This window comes from Acinetobacter sp. AR_0276 (assembly GCF_003000705.1).
Lineage (GTDB): Bacteria > Pseudomonadota > Gammaproteobacteria > Pseudomonadales > Moraxellaceae > Acinetobacter > Acinetobacter nosocomialis.
In genome coordinates this window covers 341,137-360,562 of sequence record NZ_PSQO01000004.1, presented here as the reverse complement: position 1 = coordinate 360,562, position 19,426 = coordinate 341,137, and the positions used below count along the sequence as shown (strand labels likewise).

The 19,426-nt window shown below is 39.1% G+C and carries 15 protein-coding genes; 9 read left to right on the top strand and 6 right to left on the bottom strand.

The window, feature by feature from the left end; translation table 11 throughout:
* Positions 1 to 212: 212 nt before the first annotated feature.
* Positions 213 to 1,724, bottom strand: coding sequence for an aldehyde dehydrogenase family protein (locus CSB87_RS02575; RefSeq protein ID WP_022575525.1), 1,512 nt, complete (start codon positions 1,722 to 1,724; stop codon positions 213 to 215).
* Between the two features lie 141 nt (positions 1,725 to 1,865).
* Here CSB87_RS02575 and CSB87_RS02570 point away from each other — a divergent pair, with 141 nt between their 5' ends.
* Positions 1,866 to 3,056, top strand: coding sequence for a helix-turn-helix domain-containing protein (locus CSB87_RS02570; RefSeq protein ID WP_016804419.1), 1,191 nt, complete (start codon positions 1,866 to 1,868; stop codon positions 3,054 to 3,056).
* Here CSB87_RS02570 and CSB87_RS02565 read toward each other — a convergent pair.
* Both CSB87_RS02565 and mdh read right to left on the bottom strand, forming a co-directional pair.
* Positions 3,053 to 4,021: an alpha/beta hydrolase gene (locus CSB87_RS02565; RefSeq protein ID WP_031952758.1), complete on the bottom strand. Its 969-nt coding sequence runs from the start codon at positions 4,019 to 4,021 to the stop codon at positions 3,053 to 3,055. The genes CSB87_RS02570 and CSB87_RS02565 overlap by 4 nt on opposite strands.
* A gap of 194 nt (positions 4,022 to 4,215) precedes the next feature.
* Complete coding sequence (gene mdh / locus CSB87_RS02560; RefSeq protein ID WP_002049024.1) at positions 4,216 to 5,388, bottom strand: iron-dependent methanol dehydrogenase; 1,173 nt, start codon at positions 5,386 to 5,388, stop codon at positions 4,216 to 4,218.
* A 230-nt stretch (positions 5,389 to 5,618) separates the two neighbouring features.
* On the opposite strand from mdh, the gene CSB87_RS02555 reads away from it, so the two are divergent.
* The 3 genes from CSB87_RS02555 (at position 5,619) to CSB87_RS02545 (ending at position 8,667) form a co-directional block, all read left to right on the top strand.
* Positions 5,619 to 7,331, top strand: coding sequence for an AAA family ATPase (locus tag CSB87_RS02555; protein WP_017393254.1), 1,713 nt, complete (start codon positions 5,619 to 5,621; stop codon positions 7,329 to 7,331).
* Positions 7,332 to 7,374: 43 nt separating this feature from the next.
* Positions 7,375 to 7,734 carry a 5-carboxymethyl-2-hydroxymuconate Delta-isomerase gene (locus tag CSB87_RS02550; RefSeq protein ID WP_213065513.1) on the top strand — a complete coding sequence of 120 codons (360 nt, stop codon included), beginning with the start codon at positions 7,375 to 7,377 and terminating at the stop codon, positions 7,732 to 7,734.
* An 81-nt stretch (positions 7,735 to 7,815) separates the two neighbouring features.
* Complete coding sequence (locus CSB87_RS02545; protein WP_106105024.1) at positions 7,816 to 8,667, top strand: AraC family transcriptional regulator; 852 nt, start codon at positions 7,816 to 7,818, stop codon at positions 8,665 to 8,667.
* Positions 8,668 to 8,695: 28 nt separating this feature from the next.
* Here the strand turns inward: CSB87_RS02545 and thiM are convergent, their stop codons facing one another.
* The 3 genes from thiM to CSB87_RS02530 form a co-directional block, all read right to left on the bottom strand.
* Positions 8,696 to 9,523, bottom strand: a complete 828-nt coding sequence (gene thiM, locus CSB87_RS02540; protein ID WP_031952755.1) for a hydroxyethylthiazole kinase — start codon at positions 9,521 to 9,523, stop codon at positions 8,696 to 8,698.
* A gap of 33 nt (positions 9,524 to 9,556) precedes the next feature.
* Positions 9,557 to 10,714 carry a hypothetical protein gene (locus tag CSB87_RS02535; protein WP_031952753.1) on the bottom strand — a complete coding sequence of 386 codons (1,158 nt, stop codon included), beginning with the start codon at positions 10,712 to 10,714 and terminating at the stop codon, positions 9,557 to 9,559.
* 151 nt (positions 10,715 to 10,865) lie between these two features.
* Positions 10,866 to 11,123: a hypothetical protein gene (locus CSB87_RS02530; RefSeq protein ID WP_000420541.1), complete on the bottom strand. Its 258-nt coding sequence runs from the start codon at positions 11,121 to 11,123 to the stop codon at positions 10,866 to 10,868.
* Positions 11,124 to 11,442: 319 nt separating this feature from the next.
* On the opposite strand from CSB87_RS02530, the gene pepN reads away from it, so the two are divergent.
* The 5 genes from pepN (at position 11,443) to CSB87_RS02505 (ending at position 19,383) form a co-directional block, all read left to right on the top strand.
* On the top strand, positions 11,443 to 14,049 hold the full coding sequence (pepN, locus tag CSB87_RS02525; protein WP_004708165.1) for an aminopeptidase N: 2,607 nt from the start codon (positions 11,443 to 11,445) through the stop codon (positions 14,047 to 14,049).
* Positions 14,050 to 14,585: 536 nt separating this feature from the next.
* Positions 14,586 to 15,122, top strand: coding sequence for a spore coat U domain-containing protein (locus CSB87_RS02520; protein WP_209701231.1), 537 nt, complete (start codon positions 14,586 to 14,588; stop codon positions 15,120 to 15,122).
* A gap of 74 nt (positions 15,123 to 15,196) precedes the next feature.
* Positions 15,197 to 15,901 (top strand): molecular chaperone, encoded by a 705-nt coding sequence (locus CSB87_RS02515; RefSeq protein WP_031952751.1) that lies wholly within the window; start codon positions 15,197 to 15,199, stop codon positions 15,899 to 15,901.
* A gap of 9 nt (positions 15,902 to 15,910) precedes the next feature.
* Complete coding sequence (locus CSB87_RS02510; RefSeq protein ID WP_031952749.1) at positions 15,911 to 18,370, top strand: fimbria/pilus outer membrane usher protein; 2,460 nt, start codon at positions 15,911 to 15,913, stop codon at positions 18,368 to 18,370.
* Positions 18,361 to 19,383 (top strand): spore coat U domain-containing protein, encoded by a 1,023-nt coding sequence (locus CSB87_RS02505; RefSeq protein WP_031960006.1) that lies wholly within the window; start codon positions 18,361 to 18,363, stop codon positions 19,381 to 19,383. The genes CSB87_RS02510 and CSB87_RS02505 overlap by 10 nt, the downstream gene beginning before the upstream one ends.
* Positions 19,384 to 19,426: the final 43 nt, after the last annotated feature.

The following is a 19,426-nucleotide window of genomic DNA, read 5'->3' as shown; positions in this document are numbered from 1 at the left end:
CTGCGAGTTGGTTTGTATGAATGAATGCAAAAGCAATGCCTAAATGATGTGCTTTAAATATTAGATGACGCTTTTTTATTCCGGATAGTAAAAATTTGAGAGCTGGCTGTACTAAATAAAAAAGCCAGCAATCTAAATTACTGGCTTTTTATACAATTACTGAGCTTGCTTCCTTCTAGCGTTGATAGTTTGGTATCAACTTGGTGCGAAACTTAGAAGAAGCCCATTGGTTTAGTTGAATAACTTACTAACAAGTTTTTAGTTTGTTGATAGTGATCTAGCATCATCTTATGGTTTTCACGGCCAATACCAGACTTTTTGTAACCACCAAATGCAGCATGCGCAGGGTAGATGTTATAGCAGTTTGTCCAGACACGACCCGCCTCAATAGCGCGACCAGCACGGTAAGAAATATGGGCTGAACGTGACCAAACGCCAGCACCTAGACCATACATGGTGTCATTGGCAATTTTGATTGCATCGTCAAAGTCTTTAAATGTTGTCACAGCAAGTACAGGTCCAAAAATTTCTTCTTGGAAGACTTGCATGCTGTTGTGGCCTTTAAAGATAGTCGGATCAACATAGAAACCGTCACCTACTTCTTTACGGCCACTACCACCTAGTAAGAGTTCTGCACCTTCTTCGCGGCCTGTATTAATACAACGTAAGATTTTCTCTTGTTGTTGCAAAGATGCTTGAGCACCAATCATGGTTTCAGTATCGAGAGGATGACCAGTTTTAATGCGTTTTACACGTTCAACGGCCAACTCTAAGAATTGATCAGCAATACTTTCTTGTACTAAAGCACGAGAAGGGCAAGTACATACTTCACCTTGGTTTAAGGCAAACATGGCAAAACCTTCAAGTGTTTTTTCTAAGAAGTCATCTTGTTTATCCATGATGTCTTCAAAGAAAAGGTTCGGTGACTTACCACCAAGCTCTAACGTAACTGGAATAATATTTTCGGTCGCATATTGCATCACCATTTGTCCAGTTTGTGTTGACCCTGTGAATGCGATTTTTGCAATACGTGGGTTGGTAGCTAACGGACGACCAACTTCTGAACCGAAACCATTCACAATATTGAGTACGCCCGGCGGTAAGATATCTTGGATGAGTTCGGCAACCAGTAAAATACCCACTGGCGTTTGCTCAGCTGGTTTAATCACCACACAGTTACCAGCCGCTAAAGCAGGAGCGAGCTTCCATGCAGCCATTAAAATCGGGAAGTTCCATGGAATGATTTGTCCGACCACACCTAGCGGTTCATGGAAATGATAAGCGATAGTATCTTCATCGATTTCAGAGATGCCGCCTTCTTGAGCACGAATACATCCAGCGAAATAACGGAAATGGTCGATTGCAAGTGGAAGGTCAGCGGCTAAAGTTTCACGGACTGCTTTACCGTTATCCCAAGTTTCTGCAACTGCAAGCATTTCAAGATTTGCTTCTAAACGATCGGCAATTTTTAAAAGTATATTTGAGCGTACCGTTGGAGATGCTTTATTCCATGTTGCTTTAGCTTTGTGCGCTGCATCTAGCGCGAGTTCAATGTCTTCGGCACTAGAGCGTGGAATACGTGTAAAGGCTTTTCCGTCAACGGGAGATACATTGTCAAAGTACGCACCCTTTACAGGTGCGACCCATTCACCGCCAATAAAATTTTCATATTGTGATTTGAATTGAACTTTTGAGCCTGGTTGATTTGGATCGATATAGCGCATATAAATATTCCTTTGCTTTTTAGGACTAAAGACTAACAAGAACCCTGTCGTAGGTACTTTCGTACTTTGTATAATTAGGATATAAAGAAGAAGGTTGGAGAAAGGTTGGAATAGAAATGTGGATATATAAGGAATTTACAAATGTTCACAAAAAAGGATTTATTGCAGCAACGGATGTTGATTGATCAACTGCGCACGCAAAATAGTCTCTCTCCTCAAAACGCTGCCAAACTCGGCCAAAGTATTGCAAGCTCATGGGAGCGATCAGCTTCTGCTGCGATTCCTAAAGAACGCTTTGCGGCTCCATTAGTCGAAAAAAAATCTGCCTCACAAAATGCTTTAGATATGGCTTTAAGTCAGTGTGGTGACGACTTACGTCATATTGCAGAGCAATCTTCAATGGTGATTGCTGTCGGTGATATCGGCAGTACCATTATTTGGACTGCACCCAGTGCCCAAATGCAAAGTGCTGCTGAACGCGTGCATTTTGTACAAGGCGGGCAGTGGCGTGAAGAATTTGTCGGTACAAATGCCTTAGCTTTATCTTTAAAAACTCAACAATCAAGCTGTGTTTTTTCAAATGAACATTACATGGAGTCGATTCATGATTGGGTATGTTATGCCGCACCAATTATCGATCCATATTCAAAACAAACACTAGGTGTGGTTGATTTATCAACTACATGGAAGAATCATAATAGCTTAGGAATATTGGCTGCCGAACGTTGTGCATCCATTATTCAATCTGCTTTGCTAGAGCAACAACGCCAACAATTACATATTCGGGCATTTTCGACGCCACAAGTTAAATTTAATGGTAAAAGTTTATTATTAACACCGCGGCAAATTGAAATTTTAACCATATTGGCACTATGTCCACATGGCTTAACTTTAGAACATCTTTATCAGGCACTCTATGGTGAGCGCAAAGTCAGCATGGGTACGCTTAAAGCTGAAATGTCTCAACTGCGAGATATTTTAGGAGGTTTGCTTGGTTCACGCCCATATCGGCTACTTGTGCATGTTGAAGCCGATTTCTTACAAGCTGAACAAGCACTCGATGCAGGATATGCGGCTTCTGCTTTACAGCTTTATACCGGTGTTTTTCTGGCAAAAACCGAAAGTCCGTTTCTGTGTGCATGGCGCGACTGCCTTGAGTCACGCTTGAGCGATGCAATTTTTAAAACCCAAGAAACGGATTTATTACTTAAGCATTTAGCTCATTTTCCCGAAGCAATCGATGCGGTAGAACGTCTTATGGAGCTATTACCGAGTGAACATCCTGCGCATCAACTGCTGGTGAAATATATTGACTCACCTAAGCTAAGTTAGGTGATTTTTTGATCCAGCCACTGGAATAGTTGTTGATAGACTTGATTCCGCACTGGCTGGGCCGAAAGGACTAAATCGTGTAAGCCATTGTGAATAGAGACAACCGAAACATCGCCCTTTATTTTTTTACCGAATTTCGCAATGTCTTTAACATCTAAAATAACATCACTTTGGGTTGCATCTGGCCCCCATTTACGTGGATTTTTAGTTTGATGCGAATGCATAATCAGTGCGGGGACGTTTAGCTTAACGCCGTGGTGAATTTCTTTTTGTGCTGTATGAATCGCATGTAGAAAGCTAAGTTGAACTGTAGGGGCAGAGGTCGGTTTCCAATCCAGGTTGAAGTCCCATTCACCCTTAAGTTGTTTGTGAAGACTGGTGGTGTACCATTTGTTAAGTTTGCTTGGAAATTTAACTTTAGGCAGATATTTTCCTACTCGACTGAGCATTGGGATACCAAATTTCTTTTCAACTAAACTTAAATTGAAGTCGTAAAACGGACTATTGGCCCATAGTGCTTTAATAAGTGGATGATCTGGATGATGAGTAGCATAAAGCGTTGCTGTCAAACCGCCAGTCGAATGACCTGCAAGTAATACTTGGGTGTGCTGCTCTTCGCCAATGATCTCTAATGCTTGAGTAATTTCGGCATCATATTCATTTAAATCAAGCACATTATAGAAAATTTGATGAGGCAACTTTGAGCGGCCATATTTTCTTAAATCGAGTGCATAGAAGTCATAGCCATGCGCATTGAATTGCTCGGCCATTTCAGTTTGAAAGAAATAATCTAAAAAACCATGAATATAAAGTACGGCTTTTTGAGTTGGCTGAGTGGTCTTTTTACGAACTAAGGTGGCTATAACTTTACCTTCATAATCATCTGGAAAGTTGAGTGTTAGCTGTTCGTAGCCGGCACCTAAAATATCTGGGGCATAATTGTGTTTAGCTGTAGATGTATTCATTTTTATCGAGCTATTGTCATTAAGTCATGTTGAGTATCCTTCAATGAAATGGGCAAATTGTCAATCAGGTTTAGAGAAGGTTGGAGTATAGGTTTTAAAAAAAAGGGAATACCGCTGGAGCTAAGTATTCCCAAAAAGTAAGTCAACGGTCGGAGGGATTTGACTTACTACAGGAACATAGAGTTACATCAGTATTAAAGAGCGGCTTTGAAAATCTCCACAACTTGTGCATGGTTTGCTTTACGAGGGTTGGTCAACATACATGCATCTTTTTGAGCGTTATCGGCCATAACCGCGAGGTCTTCGGTTTTTACGCCCAATTCTGTTAAGCCAGATGGGATACCAATTGAAGAAGACAGTTTACGGATGGCATCAATTGCGGCATACGCAGCTTCTGTTACGGTGAGTCCTTGCGTATTTACACCCATTAACTCTGCGATTTTTGCATAACGATCTGGACAAGCAATTAAGTTAAATTCACAAACATGTGGTAGCAAGATTGCGTTACATACACCGTGAGGTAGGTTATAGAAACCGCCTAACTGGTGAGCCATTGCATGGACATAACCTAAAGATGCATTGTTAAATGCCATACCAGCCAAGTACTGCGCATAACTCATTGCATCACGTGCTTCGATGTTTTCACCATTTGCGACAGCAGGCTGTAACCATTGACTAATCATGGTGATTGCTTTTTCAGCACACGCATCGGTAATTGGGTTTGCCGCCGTAGACACATATGCTTCAACCGCATGGGTTAACGCATCCATACCAGTTGCTGCTGTTAAACCCGCTGGTTTTGCAATCATGAGTTTCGGGTCATCGATAGCAATAAGTGGGGTACAACGCCAGTCAACAATTGCCATTTTTACGTGAGTGTCGGTATTGGTAATAATACAGAAGCGAGTCATTTCAGATGCAGTACCTGCCGTTGTATTCACTGCAATCAGTGGTGTCATTGGTACTTTACTTTTATCGATGCCTTCGTAGTCACGAATATGACCACCACCTGCAGTGACCAAACCAATTCCTTTCGCACAGTCATGAGATGAACCACCGCCTAGCGAAACAATAAAGTCACACCCATTGTCGTTATAGGCTTTCACGCCATTGTGAACATTAATATCGGTTGGGTTAGGTTCCGCGCCCGGGAAAATATGGCTCGCTACGCCTGCTTCGGTTAAATAGCTTGCAATAAGATCTGCAACGCCAAATTTAAATAGCCCTTCATCGGTCACAATTAATGCTTTTTTTGCGCCGAGATTTTGTGCTTTTGTACCAATTTCTTTGGCACATCCTGGACCAAAGAGTGATACGCAAGGAATATAAAAACCGTTTGTTTGATCTGCAATATTTTTAAAAGCCATGGAGTGATTCCTTTTTCCATAAATCCATTGTTTGTTATTACAGGTGAGCCTCACCATGGGCTTAGTATTGTGATGTGTAGATTATTTTCCTACCTACCAAAAACCTACCAAATACAAACTTGATATTAGTAGTTGATTTATATTGTTTTTATAGAAAGTTTGGTTCATTCATTTAAATTTTTCGGGAAAATCGTTAAGCTATGGGCTGTTGAAGATGTACATATGAGATTATGAAACAGGAAACTGCACTTAAACTGCTCAAAGCAGGTGAAAATGTTTTTTTAACCGGTTCGGCTGGTGCAGGGAAAACCTATACACTCAATCAGTACATCCAATATCTAAAAGCACGTAAAGTGCCTGTAGCGATTACAGCATCGACAGGTATTGCTGCAACGCATATGAACGGTATGACCATTCATACGTGGGCGGGCATCGGCATTAAAGATCAGTTAACTGACGACGATCTAAAACGTATGAAAGAGCGTAAATATCTCAAGGAACACCTTGAAAATGCGCAAGTTCTCGTCATTGATGAAATCTCGATGCTACATGCGAAGCAGCTCAATCTGGTCAATCAGGTTTTAAAATATTTTAAAGAAAGTGATGAAGCTTTTGGTGGCATTCAAGTGATTGTGGCTGGAGATTTTTTCCAGTTGCCACCTGTAGGCCGTAATGGTGAAGCTAATCGCGATAAGTTCTGTTTTATGTCAGATGCATGGGTCGAAGCCAAATTCCGCGTATGCTACTTAACAGAACAGCACCGCCAAGACGATGAAATTTTAAATCAGATTTTAAATGCCATCCGTGCGCAAAGTATTCAAGCTGAACATTTGCAAGCTTTACATCAATCACGTGCACATGACATTGGTGAGACATTTACTCGTCTTTATACGCACAATATGGATGTCGACAATATCAATTATCAGCACTTAAATGAAATTGATAATGAAGGACATCAATTTAATGCAGTTTTAGATGGTAATGAAAAACTATTAGAAACTTTAAAATCCTCAGTTCGTGCACCAGAAGAACTTACTTTGAAAAAACATGCCAAAGTCATGTTTGTAAAAAACAACTTTGATATGGGTTATATCAACGGAAGTTTAGGTGAGGTGATCGGCTTTGAGGAAGATGATGAAAACGGGTTACTACCAAAGGTAAAATTAACCGACGGTACAACTTTGCTGGTAGCACCTGAAACATGGTCAATTGAAAATGAAGCCGGAAAAGTCATTGCAAGTTTCCAGCAAATTCCACTTCGTTTAGCTTGGGCGATTACCATTCATAAAAGCCAAGGTATGACTTTGGAAGCTGCTGAAATTAACCTGATGCACACCTTTGAAAAAGGGCAAGGTTATGTTGCGCTCTCACGTTTGAAATCTTTAACAGGATTAAAATTATTAGGATTTAATGAGCAGGCCTTAGAGTTAGATAGTCTCGCTGTAAAAGCCGATCGCCGTTTTCAGGAATTATCGGCTGAAGCCGAAGATAATTTTGCTGATGTCGATTTAACCGCCCAGCACAAAGCCTTTATCCGTCACTGTGGGGGCACCTTAAATGAAACCGAGATTTCTCGTAATGAGAAGAAACTCGCAAAAGGTGGTAAGCAAAATTATGCTACGGCAACGCTAGACGAGACGCGTGTCTTATTTGAAGAAGGTTACGAAATTGAAGACATCGCGCACGAACGTGGTCTAACACCAGCAACTATTATTAATCACTTGGCTCGACTTCATAAAGAGCAAAAACTAGATATTTCAGTTGCCCACCCAGGTGAGGAAGTTGTTGAAGAAGTGCGTAAAATTTATAAGAAGTTGAAAAAGCGTCAAAATCCAGATCATTTTTCTGATGATGGTTCGATCAAACTAAGACCAATTGTTGAAGCAACTAGCCCTCGAATGGGATATGATCAAGTTCGATTAGCTTTATTATTTATTGAATAAAGTTTAATGGGCTTAATGACTTATTATATAAATTGAGGTGGCTATGCCGCACGTTGTAGTTGATTATTCAGATAACTTAACTGGACTAAATGCAAAACAATTACTTGAAGAAATTAATACCACGCTGATTGAAACAGAGGTGTTTAGTCCAGAAGACATCAAAAGCCGTGCACGTAAAGATGAAGTTTTTCTGATTGGCTTAGGGGTTGATCAAGCCTATATCCATGTAAAAGCCTATATTTTGTCGGGAAGAACTGCTGAACAAAAACAGCTTATGGGGGAGCAATTGTTGGCGGCGCTCAGCAACAAAAAATATCTACCACAAGAGTTTAATAAAGAAATTCAATTGTGTGTTGAGCTTATCGACATGCCAAGAGATGATTATTTTAAGCAAGTTGTATAATTCTAAAAAACGCAATTTCGATCAAGAATAGCGATGAGCATTATGTAAAAGTAGTGCTATCGAATGAACAGACATGAATGTATGGCTGTATATACACAAAAGCTGCAACTGGTTTGCGATTATATTCAAAGACATCTAGATGAAGACCTAGATGTTGATCGATTGAGCCAGATCGCAGCTTTATCTAAGTTCCATTTTCATCGCATTTTTGCCATTCATATTGGTTTAAATGTGATGAAGTTTATTCAACTTTCTCGTTTAAAGCGGGCCTCTTTTCAATTGGCTTTTGAACCTGATCTCAAGATTATTGAGATTGCATTACAAGCAGGGTTTGATAGTCCAGAGGCATTTACTCGTGCATTTAAGCGTTCATTTGATCAAACTCCTCGAGCTTTTAGAGATAAACCGGACTGGGAATCTTGGCACCAGAAGTTTGTTTTTACGATTCCAAAAAGTGAGTTAAAAATGAATGTAAATATTGTTGAGCGACCTGCTGAAAAGATTGCGTATTTATCGCATTTAGGAAGCCCTGATAAAGTCTTTGAAACGGCTGCACGTTTTATTGCTTGGCGCAAAGAAACAGGTTTGTCACCAGTGACCAAGTCTAGAACTTATGGTATTCCTTTTGCTGACCCTGAGCAGACACCATCTGATGAGTTTCGATTTGATATTGCCGGTTCAATTGAAAAGGCTGTATCTGAAAATACTTATGGTGTACAGACAGGTGAAATTCCTGCGGGGCGTTATGCAACCGTAAGACATTTGGGTAGCCATGACCAGATTAAAGATAGCGTCTATTACATCTTTAGAAACTGGTTACCTGAGCAACCAGAAGAGGCAGGGGATTATCCGGTTTTCTTTCACTATCATAACTTTGTGCATGATGTGAATGAATGTGACCTTGTGACAGATATCTACTTACTTTTAAAGTGAGTCTAGTGTCATTCAGGCATAACTTAGGTTATGCCTGTTTATTTAAAAGTTTGATATCTGCATATTGCTCAATCAGATTGTCATCTAGCATATGGATATAATCCATAAATATGCTACTAAAACTACCCATCGTTTGTGCTTGATTTGCAGCAAGTTTACCTGCAATTGCAAAATGAATATGAGCTGAAAGAGCTGCAATAGTTGGTGTCGTCACAGCGCTATAGGCTGCAATTAATGCACCCAAAGCGCAGCCAGTTGCGGTAATTTTGGGTTGTAACGGGCTTCCACCATTTACTTGAATCACAGCATCTATTTCGTTAGATAAAATGTAATCTGATTCACCTGAAATAGCGATACAGCTTGCATGCGTTAAGAGTGAAAAAGCTTGTTGATAAGCTTGGTCACTGCTTAAAGTGCTGTCTACACCTTTTGATTGAACCTGATTGCCTGCAAGCGTGCTAATTTCTGAGGCATTACCACGTATAACGTTTGGTTTGAACTGCAAAAGCTCGTCTGTCATTTGACTGCGCCAAGCTAAAATTGGTCCGTAGCCCACCGGATCGAGTATCCACGGTACTTCATTAAGCTGTGCGGTCTTAGCAGAGATTTGCATGGCTTGCATTTGCTCTGAAGTCGGTGTACCCAAATTAATGCTTAAAGCCGATGAAATTTTGGTAAAGCTTTCTGCTTCATAAGGATTATCAATCATGGCAGGTGAAGCACCGGAAGCGAGTAACACATTGGCTGTATAGTTGGCAGCAACGCTGTTGGTAATACATTGCACAAGAGGCGTTTTTGCCTGCATGTTTTGCCAAGCTTCAATCACCTGTTCAATGAGGTTGGATGTCGAAGTCATCTGATAATCCTTATTAAGCCAGAGATAAGAAATTTAACGGGTAAAATAGTGATCTTGATGTTTACAGTTTTGGCAAATCAACGACACATAATCTGCTGCATCATAATCAACACTTAGATCATTTGAACCACAGTACATACAACGTTTAACCGAGTAAAAGTTTAACCGAGGTTCGATTTTTCGCCATGCTTTCCATACAGGTTGTACAAAAATCTGTTCGTCATAACCTAAAAAGCGGTTAAACAATATGTGGCTCATTTTACTGTAAGGAATATTGTAAGGGCGTGGCAACATTGAAGTTTCCCACTTTTCGGCCAAAGCCCGTTCCCGATATTGCTCTAAAGTTTTCTTTAATAAATTGGTGTTAATAAACTTTTCATTTCGTGGCTGTAACGCCTTTTGTTTATAAAGGTATTCAAGTGCAGTCTGAATAAGATAATAAATTTGTCCAATTGCCAATGAGTCCATTAAACGGTAGCAAAAAGTTTGAAAATTAGAGCTTCCTGCAATTTGGATACCCCAAGTTCGGCAATAGAACTGGGTGAACTGAATAATTTCTTGGTAGAGCACCTGAAACAGCACATCTTTCACTTCATCGGCACTACGAAATGGAATACCAAGACTTAGGTTTTCATAAAACCAGTGACGTAGTTGCTGAGCTACACTAAATAAACTCGGGTCACTATAACCATCTAGACGAATATTTAAATAAAAGCACTGTGGTTCATCGGTTTGATCTTGTGCATTTAAAATCCCATCTTTATGAAGCTGTTTAATCAGATGGCTTTGGAACATCCAGTTGGGGGTAATCGGCTGATATTTTATCTGATCCCAGTGAATATATTCGTCATGAGCAACATCGTCTCGTGCGTAGTCATCAAGTAGGCTTAGTAAAAAAAGTTTATGTAAAAAACTCAGTTGTTCCAGACTGCGTTGTGGCTGATCTTTTGACTTAAACTGGCGTTGTTCTTGTAGGCGGGTTTGCTGTAAAAGTTTCTTTCTTTGTTTTGTGCATTGGTCACAGTGGCACGTCATTTTTGTGTCTTTAAATACACGATGTTGGCAATGGCTACATTCATGAAATTGAACGTCTTGCTCAAATTGTTCGGCATCTACCCAATACATCGACGCTTGGCAGAGAGGGCAATGGCTACTTTCATCTAGCTGTTTTTGTAGAATTTGTAAGGCCATTTTGCTCCGAGCGTTTAAATCAATCACGACTGACCTATTATACACAGCCGCATGGCCGATAGCTGTGATTGTCTTTTTGTTTGGTGCAAAAATAGAAAACCTAAAGTCTTTGTTTTGACTTTAGGTTTTCATAAGCGGTTAAAAGTTAAGATTAAACAGGGCACGGTAAAGTCTCATCATTTTGTCCAAGTTTTTTGGCATTGATAAGTGCCTGCACTTTTTTACTTGGTAATTTCACTTTACCTAAGGCGTCATAAGTATTAACGATAGTAGTTACCTCCTGAGCAGTCATTGAAATACCTTCGGCAGACAAGAACACAGCAATCACATGATGGTCGAGTCCTGCTGCATCTAGATCATGAATCGCTTTAATATTTTCTAAACGATGTAAATAAGCTTTTAATTCCATAGTGAGTTCCTCTTGTTCTGATTGAAATACTTATACTGGTATATTGGATAAGGCAAGAACCATGCCCAAAATGTAAGCAGCTCCTCAAAAATGTTAAAAGCGAAAGGAGTTTTATTTTTATTGTATAGATTGATTATATAAACAGCGATTATCGTAATTTTGGTCTAATCTGTGCTAATAAAAGACGATTCTAATTTGAAATGTATAAATGAAGTCCCATTAATTTTATAAAGGTAAACAAACATAGTATGTATGAATGTGTATGATCAAATTCATAAAATTCTTACTACGGTTTCCGAAAAGTATATAAGGAATAAAGATGAATATTGCGGCGCAGCCTCCAGTTCAGGCAGATCAAACAGTTTATTTAAAAGATTATCAAAAACCTGCGTTCTTGGTTGAATCAATTAATCTTGATATTCAAGTCTATGACGATAAAACAATTGTTGATTCAACATTGGTCATGAAGCGTCAAACTGCCGGAGACTTGGTGCTATTGGGCCGTGATCTTGAGTTGCAATCTATTCAGCTCAATGGCCAAGATCTTACTCCTGCACAATATTCACTCGATAGTGAACAACTGGTGATCACTGATGCACCAGATGAAGTCATTTTACAAACTCAAGTTATTATTCACCCTGAAACCAATACTCAGCTTGAAGGTTTATATAAAGCTGGTGACTTATTTGTAACGCAAAATGAGCCTGAAGGTTTCCGCAAAATTACCTTCTATCCAGACCGTCCAGACGTACTTTCAGTTTTTACGACACGTGTAGAAGCAGACAAAAAATATCCAGTATTACTTGCGAATGGTAACTTGCTTGAAACCGGTGAAGTTGGTGAAAACCGCCACTTTGCGATCTGGCAAGACCCGACTAAAAAGCCAAGCTATTTGTTTGCTTGTGTGATTGGTGATTTAGCTGTTCTTAAAGATCGTTATACCACTTCAGAAGGGCGTGATGTCGCTTTAGAAATCTATGCGATTGAGAAAGATATTCCAAAATGCCATATCGCGATGGAAGCTTTAAAGCATTCTATGCGCTGGGATGAAGAACACTACGGCCGTGCTTATGATCTCGACAACTATATGATTGTGGCGGTGAGCCAGTTCAACATGGGTGCAATGGAAAATAAAGGTTTAAATATCTTTAATACCTCATGTGTACTTGCCGATGAAGAATATACAACTGACGCAGCGATTATGCGTGTACAGTCTGTGATTGCCCATGAATATTTCCATAACTGGACAGGTAACCGTATTACTTGCCGTGACTGGTTCCAGTTGTGCTTAAAAGAAGGTTTAACTGTATTCCGTGATCAATCTTTCTCGGAAGATCTGCAATCTGCTGCGGTTCAACGTATTGACGATGTCGCTGTTCTTAAATCGCATCAATTCCCAGAAGATGCAGGCCCATTGTCACACCCTCCACGCCCAGACCACTTTGTCGAAATTAATAACTTCTATACAGCGACTGTTTATGAAAAAGGTGCGGAAATTAACCGCATGATGTCGACATTACTGGGTAAAGAAAAATTCCGTCAGGGAACGGATGAATATTTCCGCCGTCATGATGGACAAGCCGTAACTGTTGAAGACTGGGTTGCTGCACTCTCTGCGGGTTCAGGTGTTGATTTATCTGCATTCTTAACTTGGTATAACCAACCGGGTACACCAAAGCTTGAAGCGAAAGGTGAATATGATGCAGCAGCACAAACTTATCGTTTAAGCTTTAAACAAAGCCTAAAAGCGCATCCGAAATATCCAAACTTAAAAGCTGTTCCGATTCCTGTAGCGTTGGCGCTATTTAATGCTAAAACAGGTGAGCAATATACACTTCATAGCGACAGTCTATTTGTAAATGGTGTTAAAGATGGTGTGTATTTGTTTGACCAAGATGAAGCTACTATAGAGTTTACAGGTGTGACTGAGCAACCAGTTGCATCGCTATTACGTAACTTCTCTGCACCTGTAAATCTGATATTCGATTACAGTGATGAAGAATTAGCATTCTTGATTCAGCATGAAACAAATGGTTTTAACCAATGGCAAGCAACACAAACCTTGCTTGAACGTATTTTGTTAGAAGATCACTCAGCGGATACCTATATTCAAGCTATTCAAAGTACATTGCCTGATTTAGTTGGTCGTGATCCACTTTTAGCATCCCGTTTATTTGATGTACCAACTGAAGGTTATTTGGGTAGTCGTATTGATCAAAACTATGCACCAGCCGATATTCATGTAAAACGTGAAGCCCTGTTGAATCGTTTAGCACAAGATTTGGGTTCATTCTGGAAAGAGACTTACCTTACCCTGGACCCAGACTTGCAAAAAGAATTTTCTTTAGCGATGGGTGTACGTGCATTAAAGAACATTATGCTTATGATGATGGCGCGTCAGGGCGACCAAAGTGCGTTTGAATTGGCTTACGAGCAATATCAAAGCACAGGCAATATGTCTGAACGTTTAGGTGCGCTACGTGTATTAGTTTGGCAAAATGCGCCTCAAGCACAAGAAGCCCTTGCTGATTTCTATAACCGCTTTAAAGACGAAGCATTGTCTTTAGACCAATGGTTTATGATTCAGGCAGCAAACCCAAATGCCACAGTTGAGACAATTGAGTACTTAACTCAACATCCTGATTATGACTTAACTACGCCAAACCGTATTCGCGCCGTGAGTGGTGGTTTGTCAAATAACCCTGAAAATACTTGGGGCTTTGGTGTAGCTCACTTTATTCATCTTGCAGAATATCTGGACGAGAAAAACCCAATTTTAGGTTCACGCTTATTACAAGTGTTATCTCGTTGGTATACGCTTGCAGAACCTCAACGTACTCAAGTGCAACAGGCTTTACAAGCCTTGCAGCCTAAAGTGAAATCTAAAAATGTTTCTGAAACTTTAAATAGTATGTTGAGTATTTAATTATTTAAATATACTTAATAAAGGTCTCTTAAGAGGCCTTTATTTTTATATAAATTTCATAATAAAGAGTGTTCAATATTACCCATCATAAAAATTAAAATTATATACGCTCTATAATTTGTTTTAGTTAAGGTGAGTTTTTAATGATTTATTTTAAATATATCTTTTGATGTGACAAAAAATAGTATAGCTAAATTTTAATCCTTATGGTTTTTTATCTAAAAGACCTAAATTTTTGACATATTTATTTAAAATTTAGGAAATAAATTTTAATAGTAATTTATTAATTTTAAATAAATCAAAATCTTGTAATTTTGATTGTTAACTTTTGTTTATGTTTTGTTAGTTGGGGTAATGGTATTTTGTTAAATAGAAATAAAAATAAAAACATACTCATACATTTTAATTATTTTTATGTATGATGACTAAAATAGGATAAAAAATAAGCTTTAAAAGAGCAGTCAAATAAAAATGATTGTAAGGATAAGAGTTAATTTTTTTATATCTATTAATTCGACAATTTAGTTTAAAAGGTTTTGGACATGAAAAAGACTTTTTTTTATTTATCGGCAATTGCTGTAGGATTATTTTCTTTTAATGCAGCAAACGCCGCTACAGCAACGGGGACATTAACTGTTAAGGCGACAGTAACAAATAGTTGTGTCCTGAATACATCTGCAACAGGTACAACCACAAATGCCGTTTTGGATTTTGGTACTTTAAGCTCTCTCGCAACTAACGAAGATGCTGATACCACCACGACCGGAGGTACCTCAATTAAAGTCCTTTGTAACAATACTGTGCCATGGACTCTAGCTTTCGATGGCGGCAAAAATGCTCAAACGACCCAACGCCGTATGATTGGTGGTGCAACAAGTAACGAATATATCCCTTATAACTTATATTCAGATACAGGACGTGCTACTGCAATTGGAATTGCTACAACCGCTTATAGTGGTACAGGGAGTGGTGCAGTGCAAACAGTAAACGTATATGGTCGTATTCCTGCTGGCTCAGCGTTGCCAAGTGCGGGTAGCTATGTTGATACGGTGACAATAACGGTAACTTATTAATTTGTATAAATTATAAAAACTGTTAGCCCTTTTGAAAGGGCTAATATATTAAAAGATATATATTTGAGTAAAACATGAAAAAAAATATTTTTATTATTACGGGATTATTCTTATCTTTATCTACCATTATTAACGCAGCTACAATCCGTCTTTCACCAGTAACAGTGGAAGTTTTAAGCCATCAGAAAGCATCTTCAATTAGTTTATATAATCAGTCAAATGAAAGTGCTGATTTACAGGTACGTATATTTGAATGGACTCAAAATAATGGGCAAGATCAATTAACGCCTACAGATGAAATCAATATTAGTCCACCTTTTTTAAAGCTAAAGCCTAATGAGTCTTATAATTTACGGGTAGTTAGAATTAATCCAGAGCCGATTTCTGGTGAAAAAACTTACCGTATTATTATTGATGAATTACCCAAACCTGTTGATAGCCGAAAAGCTTCTCAAGGTGTAAATGTATTGCTTCGTTCGTCATTACCTGTATTTGTTGTCAATAAAGATGCGATTACTCAACTAAATTGGAAAATTGATACTCATCAAAAAGAACCTTCCCTAAATATTAATAATGTTGGGAATCGACATGCACTGTTAAATGATTTAACGCTTGTAGATAACACAGAGAATAAGAGTTATCCGATTAAGGTAAATACAGTGAATGGCTATATTCTTGCAAAGCAAGAAAAAAGTTATTCAATTAGTAATTTTACATATCAGCCAAATCATAAATATAGTATTTCTCTGACAGTAAATGGTAAGAAAACCACACTTTAAGAGGCTTATATGAAATATATTATAGGTGTCTTATGTGTTGCGTACTTTCCAGCGCATTCATTTGCTGAACAATTAGTAGATCATACGAATACTTTGATTCCAAGTGTTCCTGAATCTATAGATGGCAATAATAAATATACGCAGGAAAAGACAAATGGACAGGAGCAAAATCTTAATTTTATTCAGTTATTTTTAAATATTTCTATTAACTCTAATCCTTCAGAAGATTTGTTTTCCGTAAAACAATCTAAGGACGGAAAGTTATATATTCGTTCTGGCGACTTAAAAACGCTAAGAGTGAAAATGGATGAGCATATTCCAGATAGCCAATGGGTATGTATTAATGAACTTAAAGGAATCCAGTTTAAATATCTGGAAAATGAGCAATCTTTAAACTTGCAAGTTCCCGCCAGCATGTTAACTGGTTACTCAGTTGAGTTAAGTGGTCAGCAAACTACTAGTTCTGGTTTGCTAAAAATGAAACCCTTAAATGCTGCAATCCTGAACTACAGCCTGTACCACACCATAACCAATGATGAGAGTATTTTCTCAGGTTCAGCTGAAGGAATTTTTAATAGTGCACTCGGTAACTTTTCATCAGGCATTTTATATAACGGTAGTAATGAAACGAGCTATAGCCATGAGAAGTGGGTGCGTCTGGAAAGTAAATGGCAATATGTAGACCCTGAAAAAGTCAGGATATATACCCTAGGTGACTTTGTTTCCAACAGTTCTGACTGGGGCAGTAGTGTACGTCTTGCCGGTTTCCAGTGGTCGAGTGCCTATACCCAGCGTGGTGATATTGTTACCTCGGCGTTGCCGCAATTTTCCGGTTCGGCGGCACTGCCTTCAACACTGGACTTATACGTTAACCAGCAAAAGATTTATTCAGGACTTGTGCCTTCAGGCCCGTTTGACATTAAGCAACTGCCGTTTATTTCCGGAAATGAAGTTACACTGGTGACGACTGATGCCACAGGTCAGCAAATCATTACTAAAAAACCTTACTACTTTTCATCGAAGATTCTGGCAAAAGGCATAAATGAGTTTTCAGTAGATGTTGGGGTTCCACGCTATAACTATGGGCTGTACTCAAACGATTATGATGATGCCACCTTTGCCTCTGGTGCAATTCGTTATGGTTATAGCAACTCACTGACCTTAAGTGGGGGTGTGGAAGCCTCAACAGATGGTTTGACGAATCTCGGCACAGGTTTTGCCAAGAATTTGTTTGGTGTGGGGGTGATTAATGCCGACATTGCCGCCAGTCAGTATAAGGATGAAAACGGCTATTCGGCTCTGGTCGGTTTAGAAGGGCGTATTAGCAAGAATATTTCATTTAACACCAGTTACCGCAAAGTATTTGATAACTACTTTGATCTGGCCCGTGTATCTCAAATCCGATATTTAAAAGAAAACCAGATTAGTGCTGAGCCACAGAACTATCTTAGCTATAGCGCGCTGGCAGATGAGATTATTAGGGCAGGGATTAACTATAACTTTTATGCAGGCTATGGTGTTTATGTCGGTTATAACCAGATCAAGTACAGTGATAACTCGTATAAGTTACTGTCTGCGAACTTAAGCGGAAGTTTAAACAAGAACTGGGGTTTTTATAGTTCAGCTTATAAAGATTATGAAAACCATAAGGACTATGGCATTTACTTTGCGCTGCGCTATACGCCGTCTACCAGAACTAATGCGATTACAAGCGTATCTAGCGATAGTGGCAGGCTGACTTACCGACAAGAAGTATTTGTTTTATCGGAACCAAAAATTAATTCATTTGGATGGGGTGGATATGTAGAGCGAGATCAGGATGCGCATACTAACAATGCATCGATCTATGGTTCTTACCGAGCACGGGCTGCGTATCTGACAGGTCGTTATAACCGAATTGGGGATAATGACCAGGTTGCACTTTCAGCGACAGGATCGTTGGTTGCGGCGGCAGGACGTATATTTGCGGCCAATGAAATAGGGGATGGTTATGCTGTTGTCACCAATGCCGGACCGCAAAGCCAAATTATAAATGGTGGGATAAATCTAGGAACAACTGACAAGTCTGGAAGATTTCTTATTCCTCGTCTTATGCCATATAGAGAGAACCATATTTATTTAGATCCATCATATCTTCCTTTAAATTGGAATGTTAAATCTACAGATCAAAAAACAGTCGTGGGCTATCGCCAAGGGACGCTAGTTGACTTTGGCGCACATCAGGTTGTTTCAGGCTTGGTGAGAATAGTTGATAAAAACAACATGCCATTATTACCAGGCTATAGCGTTCGAATTAATGGACAGCAAGATGCTCTAGTGGGCTACGATGGTGAAGTATTCGTTCCAAACTTATTAAGACAAAACAAACTTGAAGTAGATCTTCTCGATCATGGTTCATGCCAGGTTAACTTCACTTATAACAGTAATCAGTACTCAACTAAAAAATTGGGACCTTATATATGTCAGTAAATAGTATTAATAAGGCTCAAAGAGAGAGCTATAAAAAATTTTCATTGTCTTTAAAATATTTTATAGGTATTTGCTTATTTTATATCATTTATGCATTTTTTAGTCCGTCACATGCTGCTTGTACGGTAGCTGGAACGACCAATAATACGTTTACCTACACGGCAGCAAATATTAATAGTGATGCAACGGTAAACTTTTCAGGAACAATTACTTGTACGAATGGAGGGATAATACCTCAGATCTCTCCGTTTATGTGTATGAAGACCGTATTTACAGGAGCAACCACTGCGAATAATAACGTGACCTTACCCTATACGGTTACTGCAACTGTAGGTGGAGCAGGTTCTTCTACCACCAACCAAACCTCCAATGTTTGGTATGGTCCAGTGGTAACTATCGCTTCAAACAATGTTCTTAGCTATTCGGTAAATGTGAAGGTACCCGCACGTACAGGATCACTAATTGCTTATCCTCAAGGAACATATACAGCTACAGTTCAACTATTTTGGGATATGGATCTTCTATCAGTGTTATGTTTAGGTGATTTACTCAGCTGGGACTCTGGAAGTGTAATTTTAACAGCAAATTTTGTAGTGCCGACACTTTGCCAATTAAACTCAACCTCGAATGTAGATTTTGGCAATATTAACGATATTGGCACGGCTAGTCGTGATTACACAACACAAGGTGCTGTAAATACGACATGTAACTATGGAACGCCTTATACGATTTATTTGGGGGATGGCAATAACCGTATAAGCGGAGGATTCAGGCGTATGGCCAATAGTAATAATGAGTTTATTCCCTACCAGTTATATAAAGATGCTGCTTATAGTTCGGTGTGGGATGCTACGGGTGGAGTATCTAGTATTAGTGGCGCAGGTGGAGTGTCTGGTACTGGAACAGGTAATGCTCAAACGACTACAGTTTATGGAAAAATTCCGCAAGGTACTACGATTGCAAGTAGACCCGGTAGTTACTCCGATAATGTTGTGGTTACAGTGACTTATTAATTATTTCAGGCACTATTTCTTTAAAAGAGGTAGTGCTTGATTA

What these genes read in the sequence shown, in the direction of transcription:
- CSB87_RS02575 (WP_022575525.1), bottom strand. Translation starts at nt 1,724, where the DNA reads ATGCGCTATATCGATCCAAATCAACCAGGCTCAAAAGTTCAATTCAAA.
- CSB87_RS02570 (WP_016804419.1), top strand. Translation starts at nt 1,866, where the DNA reads ATGTTCACAAAAAAGGATTTATTGCAGCAACGGATGTTGATTGATCAA.
- CSB87_RS02565 (WP_031952758.1), bottom strand. Translation starts at nt 4,021, where the DNA reads ATGAATACATCTACAGCTAAACACAATTATGCCCCAGATATTTTAGGT.
- mdh (WP_002049024.1), bottom strand. Translation starts at nt 5,388, where the DNA reads ATGGCTTTTAAAAATATTGCAGATCAAACAAACGGTTTTTATATTCCT.
- CSB87_RS02555 (WP_017393254.1), top strand. Translation starts at nt 5,619, where the DNA reads ATGAAACAGGAAACTGCACTTAAACTGCTCAAAGCAGGTGAAAATGTT.
- CSB87_RS02550 (WP_213065513.1), top strand. Translation starts at nt 7,375, where the DNA reads ATGCCGCACGTTGTAGTTGATTATTCAGATAACTTAACTGGACTAAAT.
- CSB87_RS02545 (WP_106105024.1), top strand. Translation starts at nt 7,816, where the DNA reads ATGGCTGTATATACACAAAAGCTGCAACTGGTTTGCGATTATATTCAA.
- thiM (WP_031952755.1), bottom strand. Translation starts at nt 9,523, where the DNA reads ATGACTTCGACATCCAACCTCATTGAACAGGTGATTGAAGCTTGGCAA.
- CSB87_RS02535 (WP_031952753.1), bottom strand. Translation starts at nt 10,714, where the DNA reads ATGGCCTTACAAATTCTACAAAAACAGCTAGATGAAAGTAGCCATTGC.
- CSB87_RS02530 (WP_000420541.1), bottom strand. Translation starts at nt 11,123, where the DNA reads ATGGAATTAAAAGCTTATTTACATCGTTTAGAAAATATTAAAGCGATT.
- pepN (WP_004708165.1), top strand. Translation starts at nt 11,443, where the DNA reads ATGAATATTGCGGCGCAGCCTCCAGTTCAGGCAGATCAAACAGTTTAT.
- CSB87_RS02515 (WP_031952751.1), top strand. Translation starts at nt 15,197, where the DNA reads ATGAAAAAAAATATTTTTATTATTACGGGATTATTCTTATCTTTATCT.
- CSB87_RS02510 (WP_031952749.1), top strand. Translation starts at nt 15,911, where the DNA reads ATGAAATATATTATAGGTGTCTTATGTGTTGCGTACTTTCCAGCGCAT.
- CSB87_RS02505 (WP_031960006.1), top strand. Translation starts at nt 18,361, where the DNA reads ATGTCAGTAAATAGTATTAATAAGGCTCAAAGAGAGAGCTATAAAAAA.